Genomic DNA, 24918 nt, shown 5'->3' on the forward strand with positions numbered 1-24918 from the left:
TCACCTCTTAAACGGACGGTAATCATTTTTATTCTAGCCTGAAGCCGCCGGTTGTACAAGTAAAATCATTCGCGTTATACTATTAAAGTACATATACATATTGGAGGTTTTTCCATGGTGAATGAAGAACGGTTAGTAAAAGAATTTTTTGAACTGGTTCAGGTGGATTCGGAAACCGGACATGAAGAAGAAATTGGCAAGGTCTTAAAACAAAAATTTGAAGGCCTTGGCCTTGAAGTATATGAGGATGATACAAAAGCAAAAACGGGGCACGGCTTTGGCAATCTGATCTGCACATTGAAAGGCAATGTTCCTGAAGCGACGCCGATTTATTTTACTTCCCATATGGATACCGTCGTTCCGGGGAAAGGCATCAAACCGTCCATCAAAGACGGCTGGATCCAATCAGACGGCACGACAATCCTCGGATCTGACGACAAAGCCGGGCTCTCCGCGATGTTGGAAATGATCCGGGTATTGAAAGAAGACCAGATCCGCCACGGGGATATCCAGTTTGTCATTACTGTCGGCGAAGAGTCCGGTCTGGTCGGTTCGCGCGCGCTCGATTCGTCGCTGTTAAAAGCAAAATACGGCTTTGCCCTTGACAGCGACGGCCCGGTTGGCACGATTGTGACGGCTGCCCCGACGCAGGCCAAAATCAAAGCAACCATTTTAGGCAAAACCGCCCATGCCGGTGTGGCGCCGGAAAAAGGGGTCTCCGCGATCACCATTGCCGCAAAAGCGATCGCAAAAATGCCGCTCGGCCGCATTGACAGTGAAACGACCGCGAATATCGGGCGCTTTGAAGGCGGTCAGGCAACCAATATCGTTTGCGACCGCGTCGATATTCTGGCGGAAGCCCGTTCACTCGTTCCGGAAAAAATGGAAACACAGGTTGCCAAAATGAAAACCGCTTTTGAACAGACGGCACTGGAAATGGGCGGAAAAGCGGAAGTCGAAGTGAACGTCGTGTACCCGGGATTTAAATTCTCAGACGGCGACCAAGTGGTGGAAGTGGCCAAAAAAGCAGCAGCAAAAATCGGCTGCGAGAGCAAGCTGGAGCAAAGCGGGGGCGGAAGCGACGCCAACGTCATTGCAGGATTTAACATCCCGACGGTCAATCTCGGCACAGGGTATGAAGAAATCCATACGACAAAAGAAAGAATTCCGGTTAAAGAACTGGTCAAACTGGCTGAGATGGCGGTTGCCATTGCGGAAGTGGCCGGCGGGGAGTAACAGGATTTGAGGCGGAAGCGGGATAACCGCTTCCTTTTTAAGAAAGGAAGCGATCAGTTGGAAGCGCTCAATAAATATATCATTTTTAAAACGAGGGAAGAGGAGTACGGCATTCATATTGGATCGGTCATTTCTGTTGAAAAGGCGCAAGCAGCCAATCCCGTCCCAAAACTGCCTGCATTTGTACGGGGCATCATGAAGGTGAGGGATGAACTGATCCCGGTTATTGACGTCGAACATTGTTTTTACCAGACACCGCTTTCTTCCATAGAGGACGCCCGCATTATCGTCGTCCGGACAGAAGCCATTCCGGTCGGCCTGCTCGTCAAAGAGGCAAACGACATCGTGGAAATACAGGAAGAAGAGAAAAAACAGATCGGCCTTGCCGGCTACGGGCGGACAAATTATTTTACGGCTGTTGCCAGTTTGAAGGACAGGCTGATTACCATTGTGGATGCCGATTTGTTTACGGCGTCGCTTGAAGGGATTGCAGACATTGCCGCTTATATGAAAGAAGCGGCCGGAAATTTGTGAAGTACCGGAGTGGGTAAAGATGAAAGCATTTTATCCGAAAAACGGCCGTGTCATTTTGCATGTCGATATGAACAGTTTTTTCGCTTCGGTTGAAATGGCGGAAAACCCTGCGCTTAAAGGGAAGCCGCTGGCCGTTGCCGGGAATCCGAAAGAACGAAAAGGCATCATTGTGACGTGCAGTTATGAAGCGAGAAAATTCGGTGTAAAAACGACCATGCCGGTGTGGGAAGCAAAAAAACGCTGCCCGGATCTTTTAATCGTGCCACCCCGTTTTGATCTGTATAAAAAAGCATCCGCCGAAATGTTTTCAATTCTCCGCGCGTATTCGCCTTTGGTCGAACCGGTTTCGATCGATGAAGGTTATGTGGACATTACCGGCCTCGAGGAACTGGGGACGCCGCCTGCCATTGCCGAATCGATCCAGCAGCAAATTCTTGCGGAACTCGATTTGCCGTCAAGCATCGGGATCGCCCCGAATAAATTTTTGGCGAAAACAGCGTCGGATATGAAAAAGCCGATGGGCATCACCATTTTAAGAAAGCGGGATATTCCCCGTTTATTATGGCCGCGGCCGTTGATCGAGATGCACGGTGTAGGCGGCAAAACGGCGGAAAAGCTTAACGGCTGTGGTCTTTTTACGATCGGCGATCTGGCGCATGCGGATGATTTTCTTTTAAAGCAGCTTCTCGGCATCCGTGGCATCCGTTTGAAAGAAAGGGCGAATGGAAGAGACCCGCGTCCTGTTGATCCCGAATCCGTAAACGTCACCAAAAGCGTTGGACGGATGGTGACGCTATCTAAGGATACGGGGGATGAACACCAAATCGATGCCGTCTTGAAAAAGCTTGCGGATGAAACGGCGGAGCGGATGAGAAAAAAAGAGGTTGCGGCAACCAATGTGGGCATCATGATCCGTTACGCGGACCGGAAAACGGTGACGAGGAGCAAAAAAAGCGGAGGGCCGGTTGAAAGCGGCGATGCGTTGTTTCAAGCCGCCCGCACGCTTTTTATCCGGAACTGGAACGGGCAGCCCGTACGCCTTTTGGGCATTACCGCCTCCGGTTTAACGGACCGGAAGGCGGAAGCAGAACAGCTGAGTCTGTTTTCATATGAAGAAGCAGCCAAAAAAGAGCCGCTGTATGAGGCAATCAGCCGGCTCCGCAAGAAATTTGGGGAGCAGATTATCCAAACCGGGAGAGAAGCGGGAAAGCGGCCGCCGGATCCCCGCGGTTAATTACCGGCTTCCGGCACGTCCCATAAAAAAGGAACACGCGCAAAGATGGCGTGTTCCTTTTTTAACAGGTTCAGCAGTTCCCAACTTCCAGATCTTCCACCGGCCACCAGAAGAAGCCGTCTTTTTCCAGCAGTTCATCGGCTGCTTTCGGCCCCATCGAACCGGATTTGTAATTTGGGAATGAAATCGGCTTGTTTTCCCACACTTTTGAAATATTATCGACAAAGCTCCACGATAAGGCGACTTCATCCCAATGGGTAAAGTTGGTTGCGTCGCCCATCAGGCAGTCATGAATCAATTTTTCATAGGCTTCGGGCGTATTGATACCGTTTTTGCTGCTGCTTGCAAAGCTGAGCTGCACAGGGGTGGTTTCCATATGCTGGCCCGGTTTTTTGGCGTTCAGATGAAGCGAAATCCCTTCTTCCGGCTGGATATGGATGACAAGCAGATTCGGGTTCAGTTCATGATTTGTATTGTAGTACAAATTCATCGGGATATCTTTAAACTGCACGACAATTTTCGTCGATTTCGCCGCCATCCGTTTGCCGGTGCGGATGTAAAACGGCACGCCCGCCCATCTGAAATTATCAATCATCAGTTTCCCGGCGACAAACGTTTCGGTCCTGGAATCCGGCGCTACATTCAGCTCTTCCCGGTAACCCTGGACTTTTTTGCCGCCAATTTCGCCCGGACCGTACTGGCCGCGCACGAAGTATGCCGGCACATCTTTTCCTTCAATGGTGCGCAAGGCACGCAGCACCCGCACTTTTTCGCTCCGGATTTCGTTTGTTGTCAGGCTGATCGGCGGTTCCATTGCAAGGAGCGCCACCATTTGCAGCATATGGTTTTGCACCATATCCCTGAGCGCCCCGCTCGCTTCGTAATACCGCGCCCGTTCTTCCACGCCAAGCATCTCGCTTGATGTAATCTGGATGTTGGAAATATAACGATTGTTCCAAAGCGGCTCGAACAGGGCGTTGGCAAACCGGATGACCTCGATATTTTGTACCATCGCTTTACCTAAATAATGGTCGATTCGGTAAATCTGGTCTTCTGAAAAAGATTTCCGGATCTGGCTGTTCAGCTGTTTCGCTGATTCGAGGCTATGCCCGAAAGGTTTTTCGATGACAAGCCGTTTAAACCCGTTTGTAGCGGTAAGCCCGTCACTTTTCAGATGGTCCGAAATCGTCCCGAAATATTCCGGGGCCATCGCCAAATAGAAGATCCGGTTGCCTTCCAGCTGGTACTTTTCATCCAGTTCATCCGCCAATTGCTTCAACTGTATGTACGAGTTGCTGTCTGTCACATCATGCGGCTGATAGTAAAAATGAGCGGCAAACGCTTCAAGCTGTTCAGCATGTTCTCTCGCGCTCAGAACGGAATCTTTTATATGCGCACGGAAGATTTCGTCCGTCCATTCCCTTCTTGCCGTGCCGATCACAGCGAAATGCTCTGACAGCCTGCCTTTCCGGTACAAATTGTACAGGGAAGGAAACAGCTTACGCTTCGCCAGATCACCTGTTGCGCCAAAAAGCATAAATAACGATTTCGGTGTCTCAGTTGTCTGCATCTTTCTTACCTCTCTTTGTTCAAAAAATCACGATTTAAGGCCGGCCTGTCTCATGATACGGTTATAGTTTGCCTTGTTGCAGCCATTTCATTTCAAAAGCAGGGAAAAATCATTTTTTTCCGTTTTCCGGCCCCATTTCATTGTCACTATATTCTAGACTTTCACGGGCAAATACGCAAATGATATGCAATAGTTTCCTTTCCGTAAAATTATGATAAGATAGTTCTATATGTGCGGCCGGGATCCGGCAGGAAAGGGGGGAACATCATTTGGAAATTTTATTTTTGGGAACTGGCGCGGGCGTACCTGCCAAAGCAAGAAACGTCACGTCCATTGCGCTCAAATTGCTGGAAGAACGAAATGCCATCTGGCTTTTTGACTGTGGGGAAGCGACACAGCACCAGATTTTGCACACTGCGATCAAACCGCGCAAAGTTGAAAAAATTTTTATCACCCACTTGCACGGCGACCATATTTTCGGGCTTCCCGGCTTTCTTGGGAGCCGGTCGTTCCAGGGCGGGGATGGCCCGCTTACCGTTTACGGCCCGAAAGGCATAAAAGCGTTTGTGGAAGTTTCCCTGAAAGTGAGCGAAACCCGTCTGAAATATCCTTTGGAGATCATCGAAATTGAAGAGGGGACGGTATTTGAAGACGACCGCTTTACGGTTTGTGCGCTGCGGCTTGATCATGGGATCGAAAGCTTCGGCTACCGGATTACCGAAAAAGACAAACCGGGCGCGCTGGATGCGGATCGATTGAAAAAAGAAGGGATCCGCCCGGGCCCGGTTTACCGGCTGCTGAAAGAAGGCCGGACGGTAACATTGGAAGACGGCCGCGTGATCAGCGGAAAAGATTATCTCGGCCCGGCGAAAAAGGGGAAGATCATTGCCATCCTTGGCGATACAAGGCCGAATGAGGCGGAAATCCGGCTCGCAGCCAATGCCGATCTTCTCGTTCACGAAGCAACGTTTAACAAGGAGAGCGGGCAAATGGCGCATGATTATTTTCATTCGACAACGGCGGACGCGGCGCAAACGGCAAAGCAGGCGGGGGCAAAACGGCTGCTTCTCACCCATATTAGTGCCAGGTACGGAAAAGAAGACTGGCCGGCGCTTGAGCAGGAAGCGCAAGCTTTATTCCCGGACAGTCTGCTTGTCCATGATTTGATGGAAGTGCCTGTTTTGTAAAGCAAAAAAAGCGGCTTGCCTGCCGCTTTTTTTATTGCCGGTTATTCTCTTGCGGGTTCTTTTCCTGCGTTCGATAATTCATTTGCCCGCTTTGCAGCTGCTTTTACACAGTCAATGAAAGCTTGTTTGACCTCGCGTTGGTCAAGGACGCGGATCGCGGCTTCTGTGGTGCCGTTCGGGCTTGTGACGGCTTTCCGGAGCGCTTCCGGCGGTTCTGCTGAAGTTTTCAGCATTTCTGCTGCGCCGATGATCGTCTGGAGGATAAATTGTTTTGCCGTTTGTGCGTCGAGCCCGATTTCTGCAGCTGACTGCTGGAGCGCTTCGGCGATATAATAAATATACGCCGGTCCGCTTCCCGAAAGCCCTGTTACAGCATCGAGCTGTTCTTCTTTTACGGCCGTAGTCATGCCGACAGCCGAAAATATGGCAAACGCCCGGTGCCGGTGCTGTTTTGTCGCAGCGGCGTTAAAGGCAATGCCGGTTGCCGACAGCCCGACTTTCGCCGATGTGTTCGGCATTGCGCGCGCAACGGGAATATGCCGGCCAATCTTGTTTTCGATAAACGGAATGGTGATGCCGGCCGCTACCGAAACGAGCAGGGTGTCCGGAGATATGAGCGGACGGACCGATTCGAGCACATCTGGGGCATCTTTCGGTTTTACGGCTAAGATGACCGCGTCCGGGCCTTCGAAAAGCTGGTCGAGGCCGTCTGCAGCCCGGATGCCGTATTTCTGTTCCAATGTGCGGAGCCTTTTCTTGTTCGTGCGGTTATGGGCGCGGATGTCCCAGGCTTTTACGATTCTTTTTTCAAGCATGCCAATGATCATCGCTTCAGCCATGGACCCGGCGCCAATAAATGATATTTTCATGCAAATGCCTCCCTTCAAAGTAAAAAACCCCTTCATCCGTAAAGGACGAAAGGGCATGTTCCGCGGTACCACCTTTATTGCAGGAATTCGATCCTACACCTCATTTGGTTAACGGTTTTCATCCGGTTTGGTTTTGCCAAACAGCTCACAGGCAGGTTCGGCCGGGCAGCGGATGGCGGAGTTTTCCAGCCTGAGAACCCCGCTCTCTTGCATCATGCCCGGCTTACTGGTCCTGGTCACAGCCGGTCGCTTATCAAAATGGTATTACTTATTATGAAGAAAAATCGGGGAGTTGTCAAGAGCGATTCCGTGAATTTTCAGATAAAAAATCCGTGCCCGGCCATTTTAAAATGGTACCAGGCGTGCTGCCGCAATGAACGCGGCACGGGAGGAAGCATGAAAATCGGCCGGCACCATTTTTCAGAATAGGCATCCATGCCGCGGCAAATGGCACCAGTGGAGGAATGAAAATTTTCAAGATAGAGGGAGAAGATGGAAACATGGCAAATAAACGGATCCGGAAGAAAACGATCGTGATTACCGGCGCTTCCGGCGGCCTCGGGGAAAAAATCGCCTTTGCCGCCGCCAAAAACGAGGCTAACCTTGTTCTGCTCGCCAGAAGCCTCGGCAAGCTTGAAAAAATCAAGGCGGAGATCGAAGCAGCTTACCAGGTTTCGTGTCTGACCGTTCGCTGCGATGTAGCGGAGCACGGCAAAATTCCTGCTGTTTTTGAATCGATTTACAACCGCTGTGGCCAGATTGATGTGCTCGTGAACAATGCCGGTTTCGGCGTTTTTGATGAAGTGCAGGATATCCGCATGGAGGATGTCAGGGGGATGTTTGATGTCAATGTCATCGGGCTCATTGCCTGCACCAAAGCGGTCGTCCCGCATATGCAAAAAAACCGTGCCGGCCATATTATCAATATCGCTTCCCAGGCGGCCAAAATGGCGACCCCAAAATCAAGCGTCTATGCGGCCAGCAAGTTTGCAGTGCGCGGCTTTACGGACAGCCTCCGCATGGAAATGGCGCGCTTTGGCGTCTATGTGACAGCCGTTCATCCCGGCCCGGTTGCAACCGGTTTTTTCGACATCGCCGACCGGTCCGGCACCTACCGGAAAAATATTGAAAAATGGATGCTGGATCCCGAAAAACTTGCAGAAAAAATAACGGATACGATGCTTGTAAATCGGCGTGAAATCAATGCGCCAAAATGGATGAATGCATCCGCTACCATCCATGCGCTTTTCCCCGGGCTTGTGGAAAGGCTCGGACGGCAGGCTTTCTTTAAAAAATAGCAGCCGGTGTGATGCGCGTTTTGGAAAAATATAACCCCTCTGCCTAAAAAAACAATTGGCGAAAGAACGTATATTCGTTTATAATGAGGAATAGAATAAGAACTATAGTTCGTGTTGTTTGCTTAGTTTCTAAGGTAAGAGGGGTTGAAAGATGAGCCAGCGTGTGATTTTTCTCGTCGATATGCAGTCTTTTTATGCAAGTGTGGAAAAAGCCGATCATCCGGCGTACAGGGATAAACCCGTGATCGTATCGGGGGATCCGGCGCGCCGGTCCGGGGTGGTGCTCGCTGCCTGCCCGCTCGCGAAAAAGCGCGGCGTGAAGAATGCGCTCCGCCTGTGGGAAGCGCAGCAGCTCTGCCCGGATGCCGTTATTGTTCGGCCGCGCATGCAGCGCTATCTCGATGTATCGGTGCAGATTTCTTCGATTCTTGCCCGCTATACGGATATGGTTGAACCGTATTCCGTTGACGAGCAGTTCATGGATGTAACGGGCAGCAGGCGACTGTTCGGAGAGCCGCGCGAGATCGCCGCGCAAATCCAGCGGGACATCATGGAAGAAACCGGCGTGTATGCCCGCTGCGGGATCGGGCCGAACAAAGTGCTGGCCAAAATGGCGTGCGACCATTTTGCGAAGAAAAACAAAACCGGCATTTTTGAACTGGATCACCATCATCTCAAAACGCATTTATGGCCTTTGCCGGTTGGCAGGATGTTCGGTGTCGGCAGCCGGATGGAGCAGCATCTGAAGCGGCTCGGCATTTATACAATCGGTGCGCTTGCCTGCTTTCCACTTTCTGTTTTAAAAAAACGGTGGGGGATTGGCGGCCAGGTACTGTGGGAGACGGCAAACGGCATTGATGAGTCGCCCGTCTCGAAAGAATCGCACGTCGGACAGAAAGCGATCGGGCATGCGATGACGCTGCCGCGCGACTACGCCGATTTTGAGCATGAAATCAAAGTTGCCCTTCTTGAACTTTGCGAGGAAGTCTGTTTCCGGGCGCGTACTTCAGGCGTCATGGGCGCTTGTGTTTCGGTCGGCTGCCAGGGGGCGGATTATGCCCATCCGTCCGGCTTTCACCGCCAGATGACGCTTCTGGCGCCGACAAACGGGACAATGGACGTTTACCGGGCGGCGTGCCGGCTGTTTCTTTCGTTTTGGGACGGAAATCCGGTCCGCCGTATCAGCGTCGGGCTGTCGCGCCTGTCGCGGGATGATATCCGGCAGCTTGATCTGTTTGAAAACAGGGAAGGGGAAAGAAAGATTGGGTATGCGGTCGACCGCATCAAGCAGAAATACGGTTCCGGCGCCGTCATCCGCGCCGTGTCGCTGCTTGATGCCGGCCAGGCGCTTGAACGTGCCAAAAAGATAGGAGGGCATTATAAATGAGCGGCCATTTGCAGCGCGGTAACAAACTTTGGGAAGGGTCACGCATGTTTTTGCCCGAGCATAAGCAGGCACTTTTAAAATGGCAGAAAGAACAGGAGAAACAGACAAAACCCGAACTCGATGAGCAGCAGCTTGAAGAGATGAACCGTATGCTCATATCTGCCTGCCGGCTGCGCGTGCCGGTTACGGTCCGTTTCTTTGAAGCGGGAAATTTTCTTACCGCCACCGGTACCATTACAAAATTCCGGCCGCTCGAAAAAAAGCTGGAGCTGGCAGGGGAGACAGGGGAGCGGATATCGATCAAACTTTCCGCGGTGACAGAAGTGGAACGGGCATGAAAAACCGGCAAGCCTGAAAAAGCCTGCCGGATGGATTTTCGTACGGGCGATGCAGAAAAATGCAGCACTGGCGGTTTGGACGCATCCTGTTGCAGCAAGAAGCAGCATTCATGAAATCAATCTTAGGGCATCCGTACGCTTTGTTGCGGATTACCGTTTTCTTGCCTGAATGAGTGCCTGCTGCACGACCCAGTTTTCGGGAAACGGGTTGCCGAGCACCCAGTAGCTGATTCCGCGCAGCCCGTATTCGTTTAGCAAATTGATTTTTGCCCGCATGCTGCGCGCATCTTCAAACCAGACTTCATGCTGCTGGCCTGATGCATCAGTGTAACGGAAATAAGGCGCCTGGTCGGTCGGGTGGTAGCGGATGTCAGCCCCGTACCGTGCCGCCAAGGAAAGGGCTTCATGCGGGCTGATCGTGCGCGCCGTTGTGCCTGCGCGCCACGGGATTCTCCAGTCACGTCCGTAAAGCGGCGCCCCCATCATAATCTTATTCCGCGGAATGACGGTAACGGCATAATCAAGGACACGCCTCACTTCAGGAATCGGGGCGATGGCCCGCGGCCTGCCGCCGGCCCATCCCCATTCATACGTCATCAAAATGACAAAATCAACGATGGCCCCGTGTGCGCCGTAATCGTGGGCTTCGTAAAGCAGGCCCGGCTGCGTGCCGGAAATTTTCGGCGCAAGCGCAGTCGAGACGAGCAGGCCTTCCGGGCGGAACCGGCGGGCGACGCGCCTGAGAAACGCCGTATAACGGTCGCGGTCTTCCGGATACACATATTCAAAATCAAAATTGACGCCCCGGTACCCTTTTTGCCGTATCGTGGCGAGAAGATTGCTGATCAAAGTTTCCTGCAATGCTTCATTGCGAAGCAGCCGGGCAGCCAGATCGGAGCTGAATCCTTCCGAGGTGAAATTGGCCAGGATTAAAAGCGGAAGGACACCGTTTGCTTCCGCTGCCTGAAGGACGGAGCGGTCGTTGAGCGGCGTCAGGCTGCCATCTTCGCGGAATGTATGACGGAAAGGGGACAAGTACGTAAAATACGGCCCGAGCTGGTAAACTTCAGCGGTGCCCGCAGCGCCGAACCCGGTTGTATAGGCATTGACTTCTTTCACAGGGCGGCGGGGTGCGGGTATACGCAGCACCTGGCCGGCGGAAAGAGCAGTGCCGGGAAGCCGGTTCGCCTGCATAATGGCCCCCATGTCCGCCCCGTAAGTACGGGCAATGCCATACAAAGTTTCGCCCTGTTTTACCGTATGGTTCCGGTAGGGGATAAAAAGCACCTGCCCCGGAAAAAGCGAGGCGGGATTGCGGAGCTGGTTGGCGTTTATAAGCGCTTGTGCCAAAACGCCGAGGCGTGCGGCGATTGTGCCGAGCTGGTCCCCTTCCTGGACGATGTACTGAAAGAACCGGTCAGGAACGGCAAGCGCCTGGCCGGGGACGAGCGGGGATGATGCAGTCAGCCCGTTTGCCAAAAAGAGCTGGGCAAGATCGGCATCGAGGCGGTTTGCAATCCGCCAAAGGGTATCGCCTTGCTGTACGGTATAGATTTCCATCATGGACACTCCCTGTTTTGATAGGCTCCTATACCATATTCAGCAACATGGGCGGACGTTCGCAAAAAATGGCATTAAAGCTTACGGGACGCCGCCATTTTTTCAAGAAATTCATCAATCACCTGTTCATACTGTTCGCGGTTTAAGTTGAGCGACTGGGCGTGGGCGCCGTTTTCGGCAATAAACAGCTGTTTCGGCCCTTTTTTCTTTTCATAAAGCGCTTTGGTCATCCCGGGCAGAATGTAGTCGTCCTTGGCGCTGTGGATAAAGAGGACCGGCTGTTTGATCCGGCCGACTACATCAATCGGCGACACACGGCGGAGCGAGTAGCCGTCGCGGATGCGGACAAAAAAATCGGCAAGCGGAAAAAACCATTTTCCGGGCAGCCGCGTTTCCCGCGTAAATTCCCGGATCAATTGCGACCGGAACGAGGAAAACGGGCAGTCGGCGATGTAAAAATCGGCGCGGCCGCAAAGCTCGCCGGCATACAGCAGGAGCGTGGCGGCGCCCATTGATTCGCCGTGAATCCCGAAAAAGATACCGTCCCCTTCGCGCCTGAGAAGTTCATCTGCCACCGCTTTTAAGTCATGCTTTTCATAGTATCCGTAGCTCGTTGTACTGCCGCCGGATTCCCCGTGGCGGCGGTGGTCGTAGAGGACAGCGTTAAAGCCCCGCTTCAGGAACAGGTTCATATATTTAACAGAATTCATTTTGTTTTCCGTCACGCCATGGCAAAAAATCATCCATTTTTTTGACTCGGGGAACGGTTTCACAAAAACCGATTTGAGCTTGTAACCGAATGGGGACGGAATCAAAACTTCTTCTTTCGGCAATGATTCGTACGCTTTAAGATCCAGCCTTTTCGCGGCCACTTCCCGGCTTATGACGTGGCTGTCGTCTTTTTTTCGGATATGCATCACCCGCTCTGACATGTAAAAGCCGAGCCCGCCTGCAGCAAGCGCCGCCGTGCCGGCCAGGGAGAACCATTTTTTCATCAAAATCCCTCCGCATGTTGAAGTAAAAAAGGATGCCGGATGCGGTTTAATAAGCGGAAAGAAAAAACCGGCGCAAGTTTCCGGTTGCGCCGGTTTTATTTTCAGGCTCCTGCCGCTTTTCCGGATGGATCTATGTTTGAAAGCGGCAGCAGGCTTTCCGTCCGCCGGCCCGGCCTGTTGCCGTTTTGCCCGTTTTGGTCAGGACGCCCCGGCACCCGGCCCCGGCCCTTTCAAGTTCATCAGTTTTTGTTTCAGTTCGTTTTCCATCGTCGCCAGTTCCTGTTCGGCCTGGAACCGCCGGGCTCTTCCTTCCTGCTGGATGCGCAGCGTTTCTTCGAGCGTTGAAATCAGGCTTTCCTGCGTTTTTTTCAACGTTTCAATGTCGACAAGGCCGCGCTCATTTTCCTGCGCCGTTTCGATCGTGTTCGATTTCAGCATTTCGGCATTGCGCAACAGAAGTTCATTGGTCGTTTTGGACACTTGTTTTTGCGCTTCGACCGCATGGCGCTGGCGGATGAGCGTCAGGGCAATCGCGATCTGGTTTTTCCATAGCGGGATCGCCGTCATAATAGAGGACTGGATTTTTTCAGCCAGCGTCTGATTTGTGTTTTGGATCAGCCGGATTTGCGGTGCGCTCTGAATCGTGATTTGCCGGCTTAATTTTAAGTCGTGCAGCCGTTTTTCAAGCCGGTCGGCAAACTGGACCATGTCGTTGACTTCCTGGAAGGCCATCTGGTCGCCGGTTGCTTCCGCTTTTTTCTTCATTTCAGGAATCGTTTTTGTGTTCAGTTCTTCGAGCTTCAGTTCGCCGGCTGCAATATAAATATTAAGTGCATGGAAATAATCTTTGTTTTTTTCATACAGCTGTTCGAGCAGCTGGATATCTTTCAGCAACGTCTTTTTCGAGAGATCGAGCTTCACGCTGATGCGGTCGATCTGCGCGCTTGTTTTCTGGTATTTTGAAAGCAGTTCCTGCACCGAATTGGAAATTTTGCCGAACATGCGCGAAAAGAAGTTTTTCTTTTCTGGGACAAGTTCTTCGGGATTCACCTGCTCAAGTTTTTTCATCAAATCATTTAAAATATCGCCGATTTCCCCGATATCTTTTTTCTGGACCTGGTCAAGCATGGCATGCGAGAAATTCAGCAGCTTCGACTGCGCCTGCGTGCCATATAAAATGACGGCCTGGTGGTTTGAAGGGTCAATTTGCTTTGCGAGTTCGTATGCTTTTTGCCGGTTTTCCTCCGGCAGCATGTCCACAAGGCGTGATGGTTTCGTTTCAGTGACAGGCTCCGCTTTCTGTCCCTCATCCGGCAGCATGGCGTCACGCGTGCCGAACGGATCGGCAAGCAGATCATCCAGCCCGCCGCCTGTTGGTTCCTGCCAAAGTTCTTTGTCTGCGTTCATTTTTTTGCACTCCTTTCATGCCGGGAAGGGGATTTGCGTTCGATGGTGTGCCTGGCGTATGCCAGTTCGTAATCGAGCTCATCCATATCCGTTGACAGCATATGGTACAGATCTTTCTCTGTTTCGCGTCCCAATTGTTTTAACGTTTCTTCCGTTTCCCGGATTTGCACGGCCATTTCTTTGTTTTTTACAGGCTGGGATTGCAGGAGGGCATATTTTTCCGCAAGCTCCGTCATGGAATCCAAATGGTAAAAATAAAAAGATTCAGCCTGATAGAAACGTTTCGGCTCTCTTTTGACCAGTGCCTGTATTTTCCTGATTACTTTATTCATATCGTAAAAAAGTTTGAACGTGCTAATGGAACGAACGGATAAAAAGGTTTTTTGCAATCGCCTGATTTTTTCGTCCGCTTCTTTCAGGTTTTTCCGGATATATTGATAATCTTTCCGCGTTAGCTGCTGCGCTTTCAGAAAACCCCGCAACATTTGCCACTTCACAAGCCGGTTGATCAGAAAGCCGCCGACAAGCGAAAGCAAAAGCGACAGCCAGAACAGATGGCCGGATGAAAAATAAATGACGAGAAAGAGAAGGATAACGCTAGAAATGGTTATTACGGTGCGAATCACCGTACCCATAAAAAATTTCATAATCGACACCCCTGATCACGATCTTGGTTGATTCGGCCATACGTCTTATACGAAAAGCAGCCCTGAAAAGATTCAAAAACCTTGCAAATTTCTTCTTTAACGCTACTATACCAGAGATCGCGCATGGATTTAAAGAGAGAAAGCAGCTTCCGGAAAATATTTTTCAGTATGGGAGCGGGTCGCCCATGAACGGACCGCCTGATGGATGATGAAGCATTGGTAAATATATTATAATGAAAAAAGATGATAGAAGAAGGGCGGTGAAGGCCGTTTGTAAGATGCCCCCGGCTGCACTCGAGGCATGCGGGCTTTTTGCAAACAGCAGCAAATGGCAAAAAAGAGACAGGCACAACAAAAAGGAAAACAGGATGAGAAAGTGCAGCTGAAGGATGCGCTGCAAAAAGATGTGCTCGAAAAATTGAAACAGGCAAAGCAGGAACTTGCGGCAGTGGAAGTAGAAAAAAAGAGGGCGGAAGAAGAACGAAAAAGAGAAGAACGGAAGCAGCGCGAGCGGAACAAATCGTTTGCGGAACTGCTGGAAGAATCCGATTTGGACTGGAAACGATATAAAGGCTAAAAAAGGGGGCCATCGTACAGGCAGTTGCCTTGACACAACTGCCTGTACGATGGACTACGCCCTGATTTCCATTTGCCGTTTAAATCCTTCCTTTGCACGGGGGAAAACGGGATGGTTTCCGGCATAACCGGGAAAGGGCTGTTGGAACAAGGTAAAAAAATAAACAAAAAAGCAAAGAACGCGGTGCATTCTTTGCTGAAAACAGATTACCGATGCGCTTCGTATCGGTTTTGTTTGGTGAGCTCGCGCAGAAGCCGGTGCTCCTCCGGTGTAAGTGGCGCAGCGTTTACGGCTTTTGCATTGGCGCGCACCTGGTCCGGGGAACTGGCGCCGGCAACCACGGCGGCAACTGGAGGGCAGGCGAGATCATATTGAAGTGCAAGTTCAAGCATCGTCCGCCCGCCGGTTAAAAGCGTATTTTTGATTTTCTCAAGAAGGGCGGCGATTTCTTCATAACGGGTACCAAGATAACCGTCTGCCGGAATCTTTTCCGGCAGACCGCTTAAAATCCCTTTTGCGACCGGGCCTCTTGCGACAATGCTGATGCCGTTTTCGCCCAAAAGCGTCGTGATGGCCTCTTCCGGCCGCCGGTCAAGCAGGCTGTACTGCATCATGACGCTTGCGATGGATGACTTTTTCACATATTCGCGGATCACGTTCGGGCGGATGGAAGAAATGCCGTAAGCGCGGATGATGCCTTCTGCCTTTAATTCCTCAAACGCTTCGATCGTTTCGTCTATCGGGTCTTCAATCGTGCCGCCGTGCAGCTGGTACAAATCGATATAGTCCGTGCCGAGTCGTTTCAGGCTTTGTTTTGCCGCTTCTTTTATGTAAGCTTTGGAAGCATCCCAGCGCCACGTTTTGCCGTCTTCATTCCAGCGGTTTCCGGCTTTTGTGGCAATGACGACTTCATCGCGCACAGTTTTAAGCGCTTCTGCGACCAGTTTTTCATTCACCCCGTGGTCATAAAGATCGGCCGTGTCAAAATAGTTGATGCCTGCTTCAAGTGCGGATTCAATGATGATCCGTGCTTTTTTCGGATCCGTACCGAGCGACATGCAGCCGAGCCCGAGCTTTGAAACATATAAATCTGAATTTCCCAACCGGTTTTTTTCCATGTTTTTCTGCCTCCTTTTTTTTATTGTATAGAAGGGGCAGGAAAAAATACAAATATGGAGACAGCCCCCTTATGAGGAAGTTGTTTTTGCAACCCATTCGGCGACCGTTTCGTATTTTTTACAGTATGTTTTCAGCCGGTCGCGAATTTCCCATGCTTTTCCCTTCATGAGGATGCCTTTCGGATGGACGATGATGATCATCAAGCTTTCCCTCCCGGAACAGTCTGTTTTTTATGGTAAAATATATGTGTTAGTTTCAGGTGAAGAACAAAAGGAGCCGGGTAACATGCATAAATATAAATACGAAGAGAAAACATTGAAGACGGAAGAAATTTTCAACGGCAAAATTTTGCACGTGCAAGTCTTGGAGGTTGAACTGCCGGACGGAAAAACGTCGAAACGCGAGGTCATCAAGCACCCCGGCGCCGTCTGTGTGCTTGCGGTTACAAATGAGCATAAAGTGGTGATGGTGGAACAATACCGGAAAGCGGCTGAACGCGCGCTCATTGAAATTCCGGCGGGAAAGCTCGAGCCGGGGGAAGACCCGCTTGAAGCGGCAAAACGCGAACTGGAGGAAGAAACCGGTTATGCCTGCGCGAAATTAGAACCGGTAACCGCTTTTTATACTTCACCGGGCTTTGCGGATGAATATATCCATCTTTATGCCGGAACCGGCCTTGAAAAACTTTCCAATCCAAAAGCGGGCGATGATGATGAATTTGTCGATATTTTGGAACTGGGCATGGATGAAGTCAGGGAAATGATCCGGTCGGGGAAAATATGCGACGCCAAAACATTGGTTGCCCTCCAGCACTGGATGCTTGAAGAGGCGCGAAAATGAGTGTCAATCCGTACTTTGCAGATTTACACATCCACATCGGGCGCACAAAAACGGGGCGGCCCGTCAAAATTACGGGGGCAAAAAGCCTGACGCTTGAAAATATATTAAAGGCGGCCAAACAGCCGAAAGGGCTCGATCTCGTCGGGGTGATCGACTGCCATGTCCCGGAAGTCAGGGAAGAGATGAAGGCGCTTCTTGCAGCCGGTGAACTGGTGCAGCTTGATGAAGGCGGCCTCCTCTACCAGGGGGAAGTCACGCTGATTCCCGGGATTGAAATGGAAGTGTATGATGAAAACTGCCGTGGGCCGGTCCATCTGCTCAGCTATTTTCCGGATATGGACACACTCGGCAAGTTTTCCGCATGGTATGGCGGGCGCGTGTCCAATCCGCATTTAAGCACACAGCGGGTCCGCGCAGAGGCCCGGAAAGTGCAGGAAAAAACGAAAGAACTCTCCGGGCTGTTTATTCCCGCCCATGTATTTACCCCCTTTAAGAGCCTTTATGGAAAAGGTGTGGAACGGTCGCTAACAGAAGTGCTGGACCCGGATCTGATAGATGCTGTGGAATTGGGATTAAGTTCTGATACCACCATGGCTGATAACATCAGTGAGCTGCACCGCTATCCGTTCGTGACCAATTCAGACGCCCATTCCCTCGGCAAAATGGCAAGGGAATACCAAAAATTGATGCTGGAAACGCCGGGGTTTACAGGGCTGTTAAAAGCTTTGCGCGGCGAAGGGGAAAACCGGATTGCCGCCAATTACGGCTTAAACCCGAAACTTGGGAAATATTATACAACGACTTGCGCCAAATGCCGGAACCCTGTTTCAAACGGCCCATGCCCGCATTGCGGGTCGCGCCTGAAAACAAAAGGTGTCTCGGAAAGAATAGAAGAGCTGACAGACGCAAAAACGCATCCTGCCCGGCCACCCTACATCCACCAGGTGCCGCTTGATTTTTTGCCGGGGCTCGGCCCGAAAACGATGGGCAAGCTGCTGGACCATTTCGGGACGGAGATGAATATTTTGCACCGGGCGCCCGAATCCGCCCTGAAAAGCGTTGTAAAACCGCCGCTTTCGGAACTGATCTTGAAACAGCGTTCCGGGGGATTGGCGTTTGAGGCCGGCGGGGGCGGAAAATATGGCAAGGTAAAAAATCCAAAGCCGGAATAGTTTCGCTCCGGTTTTGGACTTTTTTCATAAGCGGCTATGTCCTTTCATAGATTAATAGCAAGTGCCAATCTTTTGAAGGAGGGGACACCGCTCATGAAGCAAATTGCCCTGCAAAATCCTGTCAGCCGCCATATCCGGGAAAACTCCTCTATTTATGCATTTGTCATCGCGTTGTTCCTGATGGGCGTCATTTTTGGCGCCGTCATCGTCAACAGCCTGTCGATCGCACAGAAAGAAGACTTGTTTTTTTACTTAAAGCAATTTTTCGGACAAGTCTCAACCGGCAAACTCGCCGCGCCTGAGGACCTGTTCCGTTCAAGTTTCCTGCACAATTTGAAATTTCTCGGCCTCATCTGGCTGCTCGGTATTTCGATCATCGGCCTGCCGCTCATTCTTGTTCTCTTATTTTTAAAGGGGCTTGTCGTCGGGTTTTCGATCGGTTTTCTTGTCAACCAGATGAAATGGGGCGGTTTTTTGCTTTCGTTTGTAACCGTTCTTCCGCAAAATTTGCTGATCATTCCTTTGTTTATTTTCACCTCGGTGATGGCTGTCATGTTTTCCTTGAACCTGATCCGGAAAATTTTTATGAAACAGGCTGCCCACTTTGCTTTTTTTCAATTGTTTTTAAGGTATTGCACGGCGCTTCTCGCTGTTTTCATCGCATCTCTCGCGGCCGCCTGCATCGAGGCTTATCTTTCTCCGCAGCTGATGCAGGCCGTGATGAAGATGATCCATTAAAATCATTCTTAAATAATAAATGTTGTTTTTAACTGTTTATAATCATTTCATTTTGACTATTCCCCTTAATCTGCTATAATATCAGAGACAGCGGCAAGGGGGAGGAATCATGGAAGAAGCTCGTATTGATAGAATTAAGAAGCAATTGCATTCGGCCAGCTACAAACTGACGCCGCAACGGGAAGCAACCGTGCGCGTTTTGCTGGAACATGAAACAGACCATTTAAGTGCGGAAGATGTATACCTCCTTGTGAAAGAAAAATCCCCTGAAATCGGTCTGGCCACCGTTTATCGCACGCTGGAACTGCTGTCCGAACTGAAAGTGGTGGACAAAATCAATTTCGGCGACGGGGTGTACCGTTATGATTTGAGGCAGGAAGGCGCCGCACATTTTCACCATCATCTTGTCTGCATTGAATGCGGCGCGGTGGACGAAATTCAGGAAGATTTACTGGAAAATGTCGAAAAAGTTGTGGAAAGCCGCTGGAATTTTATTATCAAAGACCATCGCCTGACATTTCACGGGATTTGTTACCGGTGCCAGCAAAAAGAAAAGGGAAACGAAAACGGAAAAAACGAAAAATAACCGGCCTTTTCGCAAGACGAAAAGGTTTTTGTTATAACACCGCATTTTCAGCCGGTTGAATTTTTACATAAAAGGATGTATAAAACGGCGGAAGTCTGTCATAGCTTGTATGTAAAGCGATACAGAAAGGCGGGCGGGATATGCCGTGGCTGAAACTTTTGCTTCATGCGCTTAAAGTCTTCATTTTATTTTTATGCTGCACATTGTTGTTCTACTTTGCCCTGCTTTGGGTGAATCAGGAATATGAAAGCTACCACCGTTATGAAAAACCAAAAGGCGCGGCTGTAAAGGTGAGTGCCGGGGACCATAAGCCTGCTTGGGCAGAACGGCTGCTGCTCTTTTATATGGATGGGGAGTAATTGGAATGGAAGATCAAATCAAAGATTTCATGCATTTTATGATCGTTGAAAAAGGGCTCGCTGAAAATACGATCGCGTCCTATAAACGCGATCTGCACAGTTATCTCCGCTACCTGCAAAAAGTGGAGCTTGTTACATCTTGGAATGAAGTGACGCGGTTTCACATCCTCCACTTTCTGAACTTTTTAAAACAGCAGGGAAAGTCCTCGAAGACGATTGCCAGGCATGTCGCCTCTATCCGGTCTTTTCATCAGTTTTTGTTGCGGGAAAAATTTGCGGGCCAGGATCCGACTGTCCATATTGAAACCCCGAAGCCTGAGCGGACGCTTCCGAAAGTGCTGAGCGTTCAGGAAGTGGAAGCGCTCCTTGCTGCGCCAAAAGGGGATACCCCTCTTCATATGCGGGATGGTGCGATGCTTGAACTGTTGTATGCGACCGGCATGCGCGTCAGTGAGATGACCGGCCTTAATCTTGATGATCTGCATTTATCAATGGGATTTATTAAATGTATCGGAAAAGGGGACAAGGAAAGGATTATCCCGATCGGTCGCACGGCGTCGGCTGCGCTTGAACGGTATTTAAAAGAAGGGCGGCCCAAACTGGTTTCAAAAACGAATAGAACGGATGCCCTGTTTTTGAACCATCACGGCGCCCGTCTCTCACGGCAAGGCTTTTGGAAAATATTAAAGGCGCTTGCGAAAAAAGCCAATATTGAGAAAGACATTACCCCGCACACACTGAGGCATTCATTTGCCACTCATCTGATTGAAAACGGGGCAGACTTGCGGGCGGTCCAGGAAATGCTCGGCCATGCCGACATTTCCACAACGCAAATTTACACCCATGTTTCCAAAACGAGGTTAAAGGATGTTTATGCGAAATTCCATCCAAGGGCTTAAACCCGGCCGCATGCTTTTTTCCGGGCGAGCCGGGTTTGGCAGCACCCTGTTTCCGGGAATTATAAGGACAAAACTAAAAACAGATTTTTAAGGCGCACGGCGTAAAAACCGTGCGTTTTTTATTTGTCTGGCAGCCGGCATCCCGCGGATTAGAAGAAAGGGAATTTATCCAGTATAAAAATGGCGCAACTGGAAAAAATGATTTTATGCATATCTCCCATCGTGTACGGAGGTTTTGTTTTCACGTTTTATGATTTTACAAGTTGGAGGGTCATCATGAAGAAAATCATTGGTTTGGTTACCTGCTTCATGCTTGCAGCCGGCGTCCTTGTGCCTGAAGCGTTCGCAGCTGAAAAGAAAAATGAACTGGCGCCGGAAGCGAAATCCGCCATTTTAATTGAACAGGCCACGGGCGAAGTGCTGTACAGCAAGAACAGCCATGAAGAATTGCCGCCTGCTTCCATGACGAAAATCATGACCATGCTTTTAATTATGGAAGCGCTCGACAAAGGCGAAATCAAAATGGATGAAAAAGTACGGACGAGTGAGTATGCGGCATCCATGGGCGGATCGCAAATTTTTCTCGAGCCCGGCGAAGAAATGACGGTGGAACAAATGCTGAAAGGGATTGCGATCGGTTCGGCAAATGACGCGGCCGTTGCGATGGCGGAAAGAATTGGCGGAAGCGAAGAAGCTTTTGTCGACAAAATGAATGAGCGGGCAAAAGCGCTCGGTTTGAAAAACACCCATTTTGAAAATGTGACCGGGCTCCCTGTCAAAGGTCACTACAGTTCAGCTTATGACATGGCCATCATGGCGAAGCAATTGCTGAAACATCACGGCATTACCCATTTCACCGGCAAATATGAAGATTACTTAAGGGAAGGCTCCGATAAAAAGTTCTGGCTCGTCAATACCAATAAACTGGTCCGCCATTATCCCGGCGTTGACGGCCTGAAAACCGGCTTTACAAATGAAGCAAAATTCTGCCTGACCGCAACGGCAAAGAAAAACGGCATGCGTGTGATCGCCGTCGTTTTCGGGGCGCCATCAACAAAAGTGCGGAACGCCCAGGTTTCAAAAATGCTTGACTATGCGTTCAGCCAGTATACCTCCCACCCGCTGTACAAAAAAGGCGCGGCGCTTGACCAGGTCAAAGTGTCAAAAGGGAGCATGCGGCATGTCCGGGCGGTGACGAGCGAACCGGTATCGGTGCTGACGAAAAAAGGCGTCAAATTGTCAAATTTGAAAAAAACTGTGAAGCTCAAAAAAAATGTGCAGGCCCCTGTCCAAAAAGGCGATGAAATTGGAACACTGACTATCAGCCAAGACGGAAAGGTGCTTTCAAAAACAACGCTTGTTGCCGACAAAACGGTGAAACGTGCAGGCTGGTGGCAGCTGTTTAAACGTGCAGCGGGCATGTTTGTCCAGAAAGATTGATGTCGAATCCGCTTGGTTTCTGTTTTTTTAAAGCTTCTTTTGTCTCCCGGAAGGAAAAACGGGAAGCAAGGTCGAAATGACTCACTATTAACAGCGAAGGAGGCTTTAATTGTGAGTCTGGCAATTGACCTGGAAGTGAAAAAAGATGTCCTGTGCATCCGGCTGCAGGGGGAATTGGACCATCATACGGCTGAAAGTTTGCGTGCAAGTGTGACAAAAGCAATTGAAGAAAACGGCATCCGCCATCTTGTATTAAATCTGGAGCAGCTTTCCTTTATGGATAGCTCCGGTTTAGGTGTGATATTGGGAAGATACAAACAGATCAAGCAGAAAAACGGGGAAATGATCGTCTGCGCCATTTCTCCGGCCGTAAAAAGGCTGTTTGAACTGTCCGGCCTCTTTAAAATCATCCGCCTTGATGAATCGGAACAATACGCGCTGCACAGATTGGGGGTTGCCTGAATGAAAAATAAAATGCAATTGCAGTTTTCCGCGCTCAGCCGGAATGAATCTTTCGCCCGCGTGGCGGTTGCCGCTTTTGTTGCCCAGCTTGACCCGACGCTTGATGAATTGACCGAAATCAAAACGGTCGTATCCGAAGCGGTAACAAACGCGATTATTCACGGATATGAAGAAAACCCGGACGGAATGGTTTATGTATCGGCTGCCATTTATGACGACGGCACGGTTGAAATTACCGTCCGCGATGAAGGAAAAGGCATAGCGGATATTGAAGAAGCCAGGCAGCCGCTATTTACAACAAAGCCTGACCTGGAAAGATCCGGAATGGGCTTTACGATCATGGAAAACTTTATGGACGATGTAGAAATCAAGTCGCAGCCAGAATCAGGCACCATCATTCGTCTAAAAAAGCATTTGGCCTTGAAAAACGCCTTATGCAATTAAGGAGTCGTGCCGATGGATGCAGAACTGAAAAAGGCAGAAAAGAAAACCCGGTTAAAAGATGAGGAAGTGAAAAACCTGATCAGGCGCAGCCAGGAAGGGGACCAGGGGGCACGCGACCTGATTGTTGAAAAAAATATGCGCCTTGTCTGGTCGGTTGTCCAGCGCTTTTTGAATCGCGGATATGAACCGGATGACTTATTTCAAATCGGCTGTATCGGGCTGTTAAAATCGGTCGATAAATTTGATCTTTCGTATGACGTCAAATTTTCCACCTATGCAGTCCCCATGATCATCGGGGAAATCCAGCGGTTTTTGCGCGACGACGGAACGGTGAAAGTAAGCCGTTCTTTGAAAGAAACGGGCAACCGGATCCGCAAAACCCGCGATGAGTTAACGAAAAAGCTGGGGAGATCGCCGACCGTGCACGAAATCGCATCAGAACTCGGGATGCCGGTCGAGGAAGTCGTCATGGCGCAGGAGGCAGGCAAAGCCCCGTCATCGATCCATGAGACGGTATATGAAAACGATGGCGACCCGATCACGCTTCTCGACCAGATTTCAGACCAGAACGACCAAAAGTGGTTTGACCAGATTGCCCTCCAGGAAGCGATCAGAGGGCTTGAGGAGCGCGAAAGGCTGATTGTGTACCTCCGCTATTACAAAGACCAGACACAGTCCGAAGTGGCCGAACGGCTTGGCATTTCGCAAGTGCAGGTTTCACGGCTTGAAAAGAAAATACTTGAAGTAATGAAAGAGCGCATGGAGTTGTAAACGTGCGCTTTTTTGCTTTTTTATTCCCGGATGTGGCGTCCAACAGAAGCCGAAAATCATCCGGCAATGGAAAAAAGTACAGGAAGCGTGCAAAAGTCCGGCGAATCGCCTGATCATACGATACATACAGCATGAAACTGGTGCATGAAAATCTTCCAATATCACATACTACAAACACAACGTATGAAAGCAGGGGGTGAAGGCAGTGGATGAAACGATTTATTTGCGGCTCCGCCACCGTATTCGCGTCAATCCGGGCTTTACTGTAAGATTATCCCATATTGCCCAGATTCACGCGCCGTCCGGTATACAGGAAACCCTTTTGGACACCCCCGTCCAAACCATTTCCAAGGCCGACGGGAACACCGTTGTCATTGATATGATGAAAATTATTTCCTGTATCAAGAAAAAGATTCCGGACGCTGCCGTGTCTCCGGTCGGTCCGGCGGCAACGATTGTGGAAGTAGCCGCAAAAAAGAGGTACCTGCCGCTTTTGTTTTTTATATTGATTTGGATTTTGCTTTTTTTAGGCTCTGCGCTTGGGATTATCAATTTTCACGAAGATGTCGGCATGCGGGCTGCCCAGGAAAAAATTTATTATCTGATTACAGGCATCCGCGACAATACGCCGCTTATGTTTCAAATTCCCTATTCGCTCGGCCTCGGGGCGGGTATGGTAATTTTTTTTAACCATGCATTTAAAAAGAAATTTAATGAAGAACCGAGCCCGCTTGAAGTTGAAATTTTCAACTATCAGCAGGACATCGACCATTATATCCTGTTGAATGAGAATAAGGAGAACATGAAACATTTTGACCATCCTTAAGCAAATCTTCACCGTGTTTTGCGGGCTCGGCGGCGGGCTTGTGGTCGGCTGCGGGTATGTGGCTTTTTTAACGGTGCTTGGCATTGTGCCGCGGCTTGTCCAGCTGTCCAGGACAGAACGGTTCATCCAATCATACGAATGGGCAGTTGTATTCGGGGTGCTGTCCGGGACATGGTGGGGGCTTGGTGACGCAGGCGGCCGGCTTTCAGCAATCGTTGCGGCGCCTGTCGGGTTGTTTTGCGGCCTGTTTGTCGGCATGCTTGCTGCGGCGCTCACAGAAGTGGTCAATGTCATCCCAATTTTTTCCAAAAGAATTGGAATGGACGGGCGTCTTGCCGGCGCATTGATGGCGATCGTGCTCGGGAAGGTGGCTGGCGCTTTATTTCAATGGCTTTATTATGTAAATCATTAAGAAAGGAACAA

At 50.1% G+C, this 24918-nt stretch carries 28 protein-coding genes; 20 read left to right on the top strand and 8 right to left on the bottom strand.

Annotated features, from left to right (window positions below; translation table 11 throughout):
• Positions 1 to 114: 114 nt before the first annotated feature.
• From BCOA_RS32040 to BCOA_RS32050, 3 genes are read left to right on the top strand one after another with little or no spacing between them, the layout of a single operon-like run.
• Positions 115 to 1236 (top strand): M20/M25/M40 family metallo-hydrolase, encoded by a 1122-nt coding sequence (locus BCOA_RS32040; RefSeq protein ID WP_014098085.1) that lies wholly within the window; start codon positions 115 to 117, stop codon positions 1234 to 1236.
• Between the two features lie 6 nt (positions 1237 to 1242).
• Entirely contained in the window at positions 1243 to 1770 is a 528-nt protein-coding gene (locus BCOA_RS32045; RefSeq protein ID WP_080564931.1) for a chemotaxis protein CheW, read from the top strand.
• 19 nt (positions 1771 to 1789) lie between these two features.
• A complete protein-coding gene (locus tag BCOA_RS32050; RefSeq protein WP_014098087.1) occupies positions 1790 to 3004 on the top strand; it encodes a DNA polymerase IV in 1215 nt (404 codons plus the stop codon).
• Positions 3005 to 3074: 70 nt separating this feature from the next.
• Here BCOA_RS32050 and zwf read toward each other — a convergent pair whose 3' ends face one another.
• Positions 3075 to 4574, bottom strand: coding sequence for a glucose-6-phosphate dehydrogenase (gene zwf / locus BCOA_RS32055; RefSeq protein WP_014098088.1), 1500 nt, complete (start codon positions 4572 to 4574; stop codon positions 3075 to 3077).
• 269 nt (positions 4575 to 4843) lie between these two features.
• Here zwf and rnz point away from each other — a divergent pair, with 269 nt between their 5' ends.
• Entirely contained in the window at positions 4844 to 5761 is a 918-nt protein-coding gene (gene rnz / locus BCOA_RS32060; RefSeq protein ID WP_014098089.1) for a ribonuclease Z, read from the top strand.
• Positions 5762 to 5802: 41 nt separating this feature from the next.
• Here the strand turns inward: rnz and proC are convergent, their stop codons facing one another.
• Positions 5803 to 6630: a pyrroline-5-carboxylate reductase gene (gene proC, locus BCOA_RS32065; protein ID WP_014098090.1), complete on the bottom strand. Its 828-nt coding sequence runs from the start codon at positions 6628 to 6630 to the stop codon at positions 5803 to 5805.
• Between the two features lie 500 nt (positions 6631 to 7130).
• Between proC and BCOA_RS32070 the strand changes: the two genes are divergently transcribed.
• The 3 genes from BCOA_RS32070 to BCOA_RS32080 all read left to right on the top strand — a co-directional run bounded on the left by BCOA_RS32070 (position 7131) and on the right by BCOA_RS32080 (position 9653).
• Positions 7131 to 7928: an SDR family NAD(P)-dependent oxidoreductase gene (locus BCOA_RS32070; RefSeq protein WP_014098091.1), complete on the top strand. Its 798-nt coding sequence runs from the start codon at positions 7131 to 7133 to the stop codon at positions 7926 to 7928.
• A 151-nt stretch (positions 7929 to 8079) separates the two neighbouring features.
• Positions 8080 to 9315, top strand: coding sequence for a DNA polymerase IV (locus tag BCOA_RS32075; RefSeq protein WP_014098092.1), 1236 nt, complete (start codon positions 8080 to 8082; stop codon positions 9313 to 9315).
• Positions 9312 to 9653, top strand: coding sequence for a YolD-like family protein (locus BCOA_RS32080; RefSeq protein ID WP_014098093.1), 342 nt, complete (start codon positions 9312 to 9314; stop codon positions 9651 to 9653). Before BCOA_RS32075 ends, BCOA_RS32080 begins: the two co-directional genes overlap by 4 nt.
• Before the next feature lie 150 nt (positions 9654 to 9803).
• On the opposite strand, the gene BCOA_RS32085 is transcribed toward BCOA_RS32080, so the two are convergent.
• The 4 genes from BCOA_RS32085 to BCOA_RS32100 form a co-directional block, all read right to left on the bottom strand.
• Positions 9804 to 11213 carry a LysM peptidoglycan-binding domain-containing protein gene (locus BCOA_RS32085; RefSeq protein ID WP_014098094.1) on the bottom strand — a complete coding sequence of 470 codons (1410 nt, stop codon included), beginning with the start codon at positions 11211 to 11213 and terminating at the stop codon, positions 9804 to 9806.
• Between the two features lie 74 nt (positions 11214 to 11287).
• Positions 11288 to 12208, bottom strand: a complete 921-nt coding sequence (locus tag BCOA_RS32090; RefSeq protein WP_014098095.1) for an alpha/beta hydrolase — start codon at positions 12206 to 12208, stop codon at positions 11288 to 11290.
• A gap of 198 nt (positions 12209 to 12406) precedes the next feature.
• The gene (locus tag BCOA_RS32095) at positions 12407 to 13615 is read right to left on the bottom strand and encodes a toxic anion resistance protein (protein WP_014098096.1); all 1209 of its coding nucleotides are present in this window, start codon (positions 13613 to 13615) and stop codon (positions 12407 to 12409) included.
• Positions 13612 to 14262, bottom strand: a complete 651-nt coding sequence (locus BCOA_RS32100) for a 5-bromo-4-chloroindolyl phosphate hydrolysis family protein (RefSeq protein WP_014098097.1) — start codon at positions 14260 to 14262, stop codon at positions 13612 to 13614. Before BCOA_RS32100 ends, BCOA_RS32095 begins: the two co-directional genes overlap by 4 nt.
• A gap of 328 nt (positions 14263 to 14590) precedes the next feature.
• On the opposite strand from BCOA_RS32100, the gene BCOA_RS32105 reads away from it, so the two are divergent.
• Positions 14591 to 14839 (top strand): YqkE family protein, encoded by a 249-nt coding sequence (locus tag BCOA_RS32105; RefSeq protein WP_026104517.1) that lies wholly within the window; start codon positions 14591 to 14593, stop codon positions 14837 to 14839.
• A gap of 206 nt (positions 14840 to 15045) precedes the next feature.
• Here the strand turns inward: BCOA_RS32105 and BCOA_RS32110 are convergent, their stop codons facing one another.
• Positions 15046 to 15957: an aldo/keto reductase gene (locus BCOA_RS32110; RefSeq protein WP_014098099.1), complete on the bottom strand. Its 912-nt coding sequence runs from the start codon at positions 15955 to 15957 to the stop codon at positions 15046 to 15048.
• A gap of 69 nt (positions 15958 to 16026) precedes the next feature.
• Complete coding sequence (gene mciZ, locus BCOA_RS32115; protein ID WP_014098100.1) at positions 16027 to 16158, bottom strand: Z-ring formation inhibitor MciZ; 132 nt, start codon at positions 16156 to 16158, stop codon at positions 16027 to 16029.
• 85 nt (positions 16159 to 16243) lie between these two features.
• Here mciZ and BCOA_RS32120 point away from each other — a divergent pair, with 85 nt between their 5' ends.
• From BCOA_RS32120 to BCOA_RS32175, 12 genes are all read left to right on the top strand, one after another.
• Positions 16244 to 16798 carry an NUDIX hydrolase gene (locus BCOA_RS32120; RefSeq protein WP_014098101.1) on the top strand — a complete coding sequence of 185 codons (555 nt, stop codon included), beginning with the start codon at positions 16244 to 16246 and terminating at the stop codon, positions 16796 to 16798.
• The gene (locus tag BCOA_RS32125; protein ID WP_014098102.1) at positions 16795 to 17970 is read left to right on the top strand and encodes an endonuclease Q family protein; all 1176 of its coding nucleotides are present in this window, start codon (positions 16795 to 16797) and stop codon (positions 17968 to 17970) included. Before BCOA_RS32120 ends, BCOA_RS32125 begins: the two co-directional genes overlap by 4 nt.
• 93 nt (positions 17971 to 18063) lie before the next feature.
• Positions 18064 to 18708 (top strand): stage II sporulation protein M, encoded by a 645-nt coding sequence (spoIIM, locus tag BCOA_RS32130; protein ID WP_014098103.1) that lies wholly within the window; start codon positions 18064 to 18066, stop codon positions 18706 to 18708.
• A gap of 109 nt (positions 18709 to 18817) precedes the next feature.
• The gene (fur, locus tag BCOA_RS32135) at positions 18818 to 19294 is read left to right on the top strand and encodes a ferric iron uptake transcriptional regulator (protein ID WP_013859565.1); all 477 of its coding nucleotides are present in this window, start codon (positions 18818 to 18820) and stop codon (positions 19292 to 19294) included.
• Positions 19295 to 19434: 140 nt separating this feature from the next.
• On the top strand, positions 19435 to 19653 hold the full coding sequence (locus BCOA_RS32140) for a YqzK family protein (protein ID WP_013859564.1): 219 nt from the start codon (positions 19435 to 19437) through the stop codon (positions 19651 to 19653).
• A 5-nt stretch (positions 19654 to 19658) separates the two neighbouring features.
• Positions 19659 to 20552, top strand: a complete 894-nt coding sequence (gene xerD, locus BCOA_RS32145; protein WP_014098104.1) for a site-specific tyrosine recombinase XerD — start codon at positions 19659 to 19661, stop codon at positions 20550 to 20552.
• A 276-nt stretch (positions 20553 to 20828) separates the two neighbouring features.
• Positions 20829 to 21992, top strand: a complete 1164-nt coding sequence (locus BCOA_RS32150) for a D-alanyl-D-alanine carboxypeptidase family protein (protein WP_014098105.1) — start codon at positions 20829 to 20831, stop codon at positions 21990 to 21992.
• Positions 21993 to 22103: 111 nt separating this feature from the next.
• Complete coding sequence (spoIIAA, locus tag BCOA_RS32155; protein WP_014098106.1) at positions 22104 to 22454, top strand: anti-sigma F factor antagonist; 351 nt, start codon at positions 22104 to 22106, stop codon at positions 22452 to 22454.
• The gene (gene spoIIAB, locus BCOA_RS32160; protein WP_014098107.1) at positions 22455 to 22898 is read left to right on the top strand and encodes an anti-sigma F factor; all 444 of its coding nucleotides are present in this window, start codon (positions 22455 to 22457) and stop codon (positions 22896 to 22898) included.
• Positions 22899 to 22910: 12 nt separating this feature from the next.
• The gene (gene sigF, locus BCOA_RS32165; protein WP_014098108.1) at positions 22911 to 23669 is read left to right on the top strand and encodes an RNA polymerase sporulation sigma factor SigF; all 759 of its coding nucleotides are present in this window, start codon (positions 22911 to 22913) and stop codon (positions 23667 to 23669) included.
• A 205-nt stretch (positions 23670 to 23874) separates the two neighbouring features.
• The gene (locus BCOA_RS32170; RefSeq protein ID WP_014098109.1) at positions 23875 to 24495 is read left to right on the top strand and encodes a stage V sporulation protein AA; all 621 of its coding nucleotides are present in this window, start codon (positions 23875 to 23877) and stop codon (positions 24493 to 24495) included.
• On the top strand, positions 24482 to 24907 hold the full coding sequence (locus BCOA_RS32175; protein WP_014098110.1) for a stage V sporulation protein AB: 426 nt from the start codon (positions 24482 to 24484) through the stop codon (positions 24905 to 24907). The genes BCOA_RS32170 and BCOA_RS32175 overlap by 14 nt, the downstream gene beginning before the upstream one ends.
• Positions 24908 to 24918: the final 11 nt, after the last annotated feature.

This window comes from Heyndrickxia coagulans 36D1 (genome assembly GCF_000169195.2).
GTDB lineage: Bacteria > Bacillota > Bacilli > Bacillales > Bacillaceae_C > Weizmannia > Weizmannia faecalis.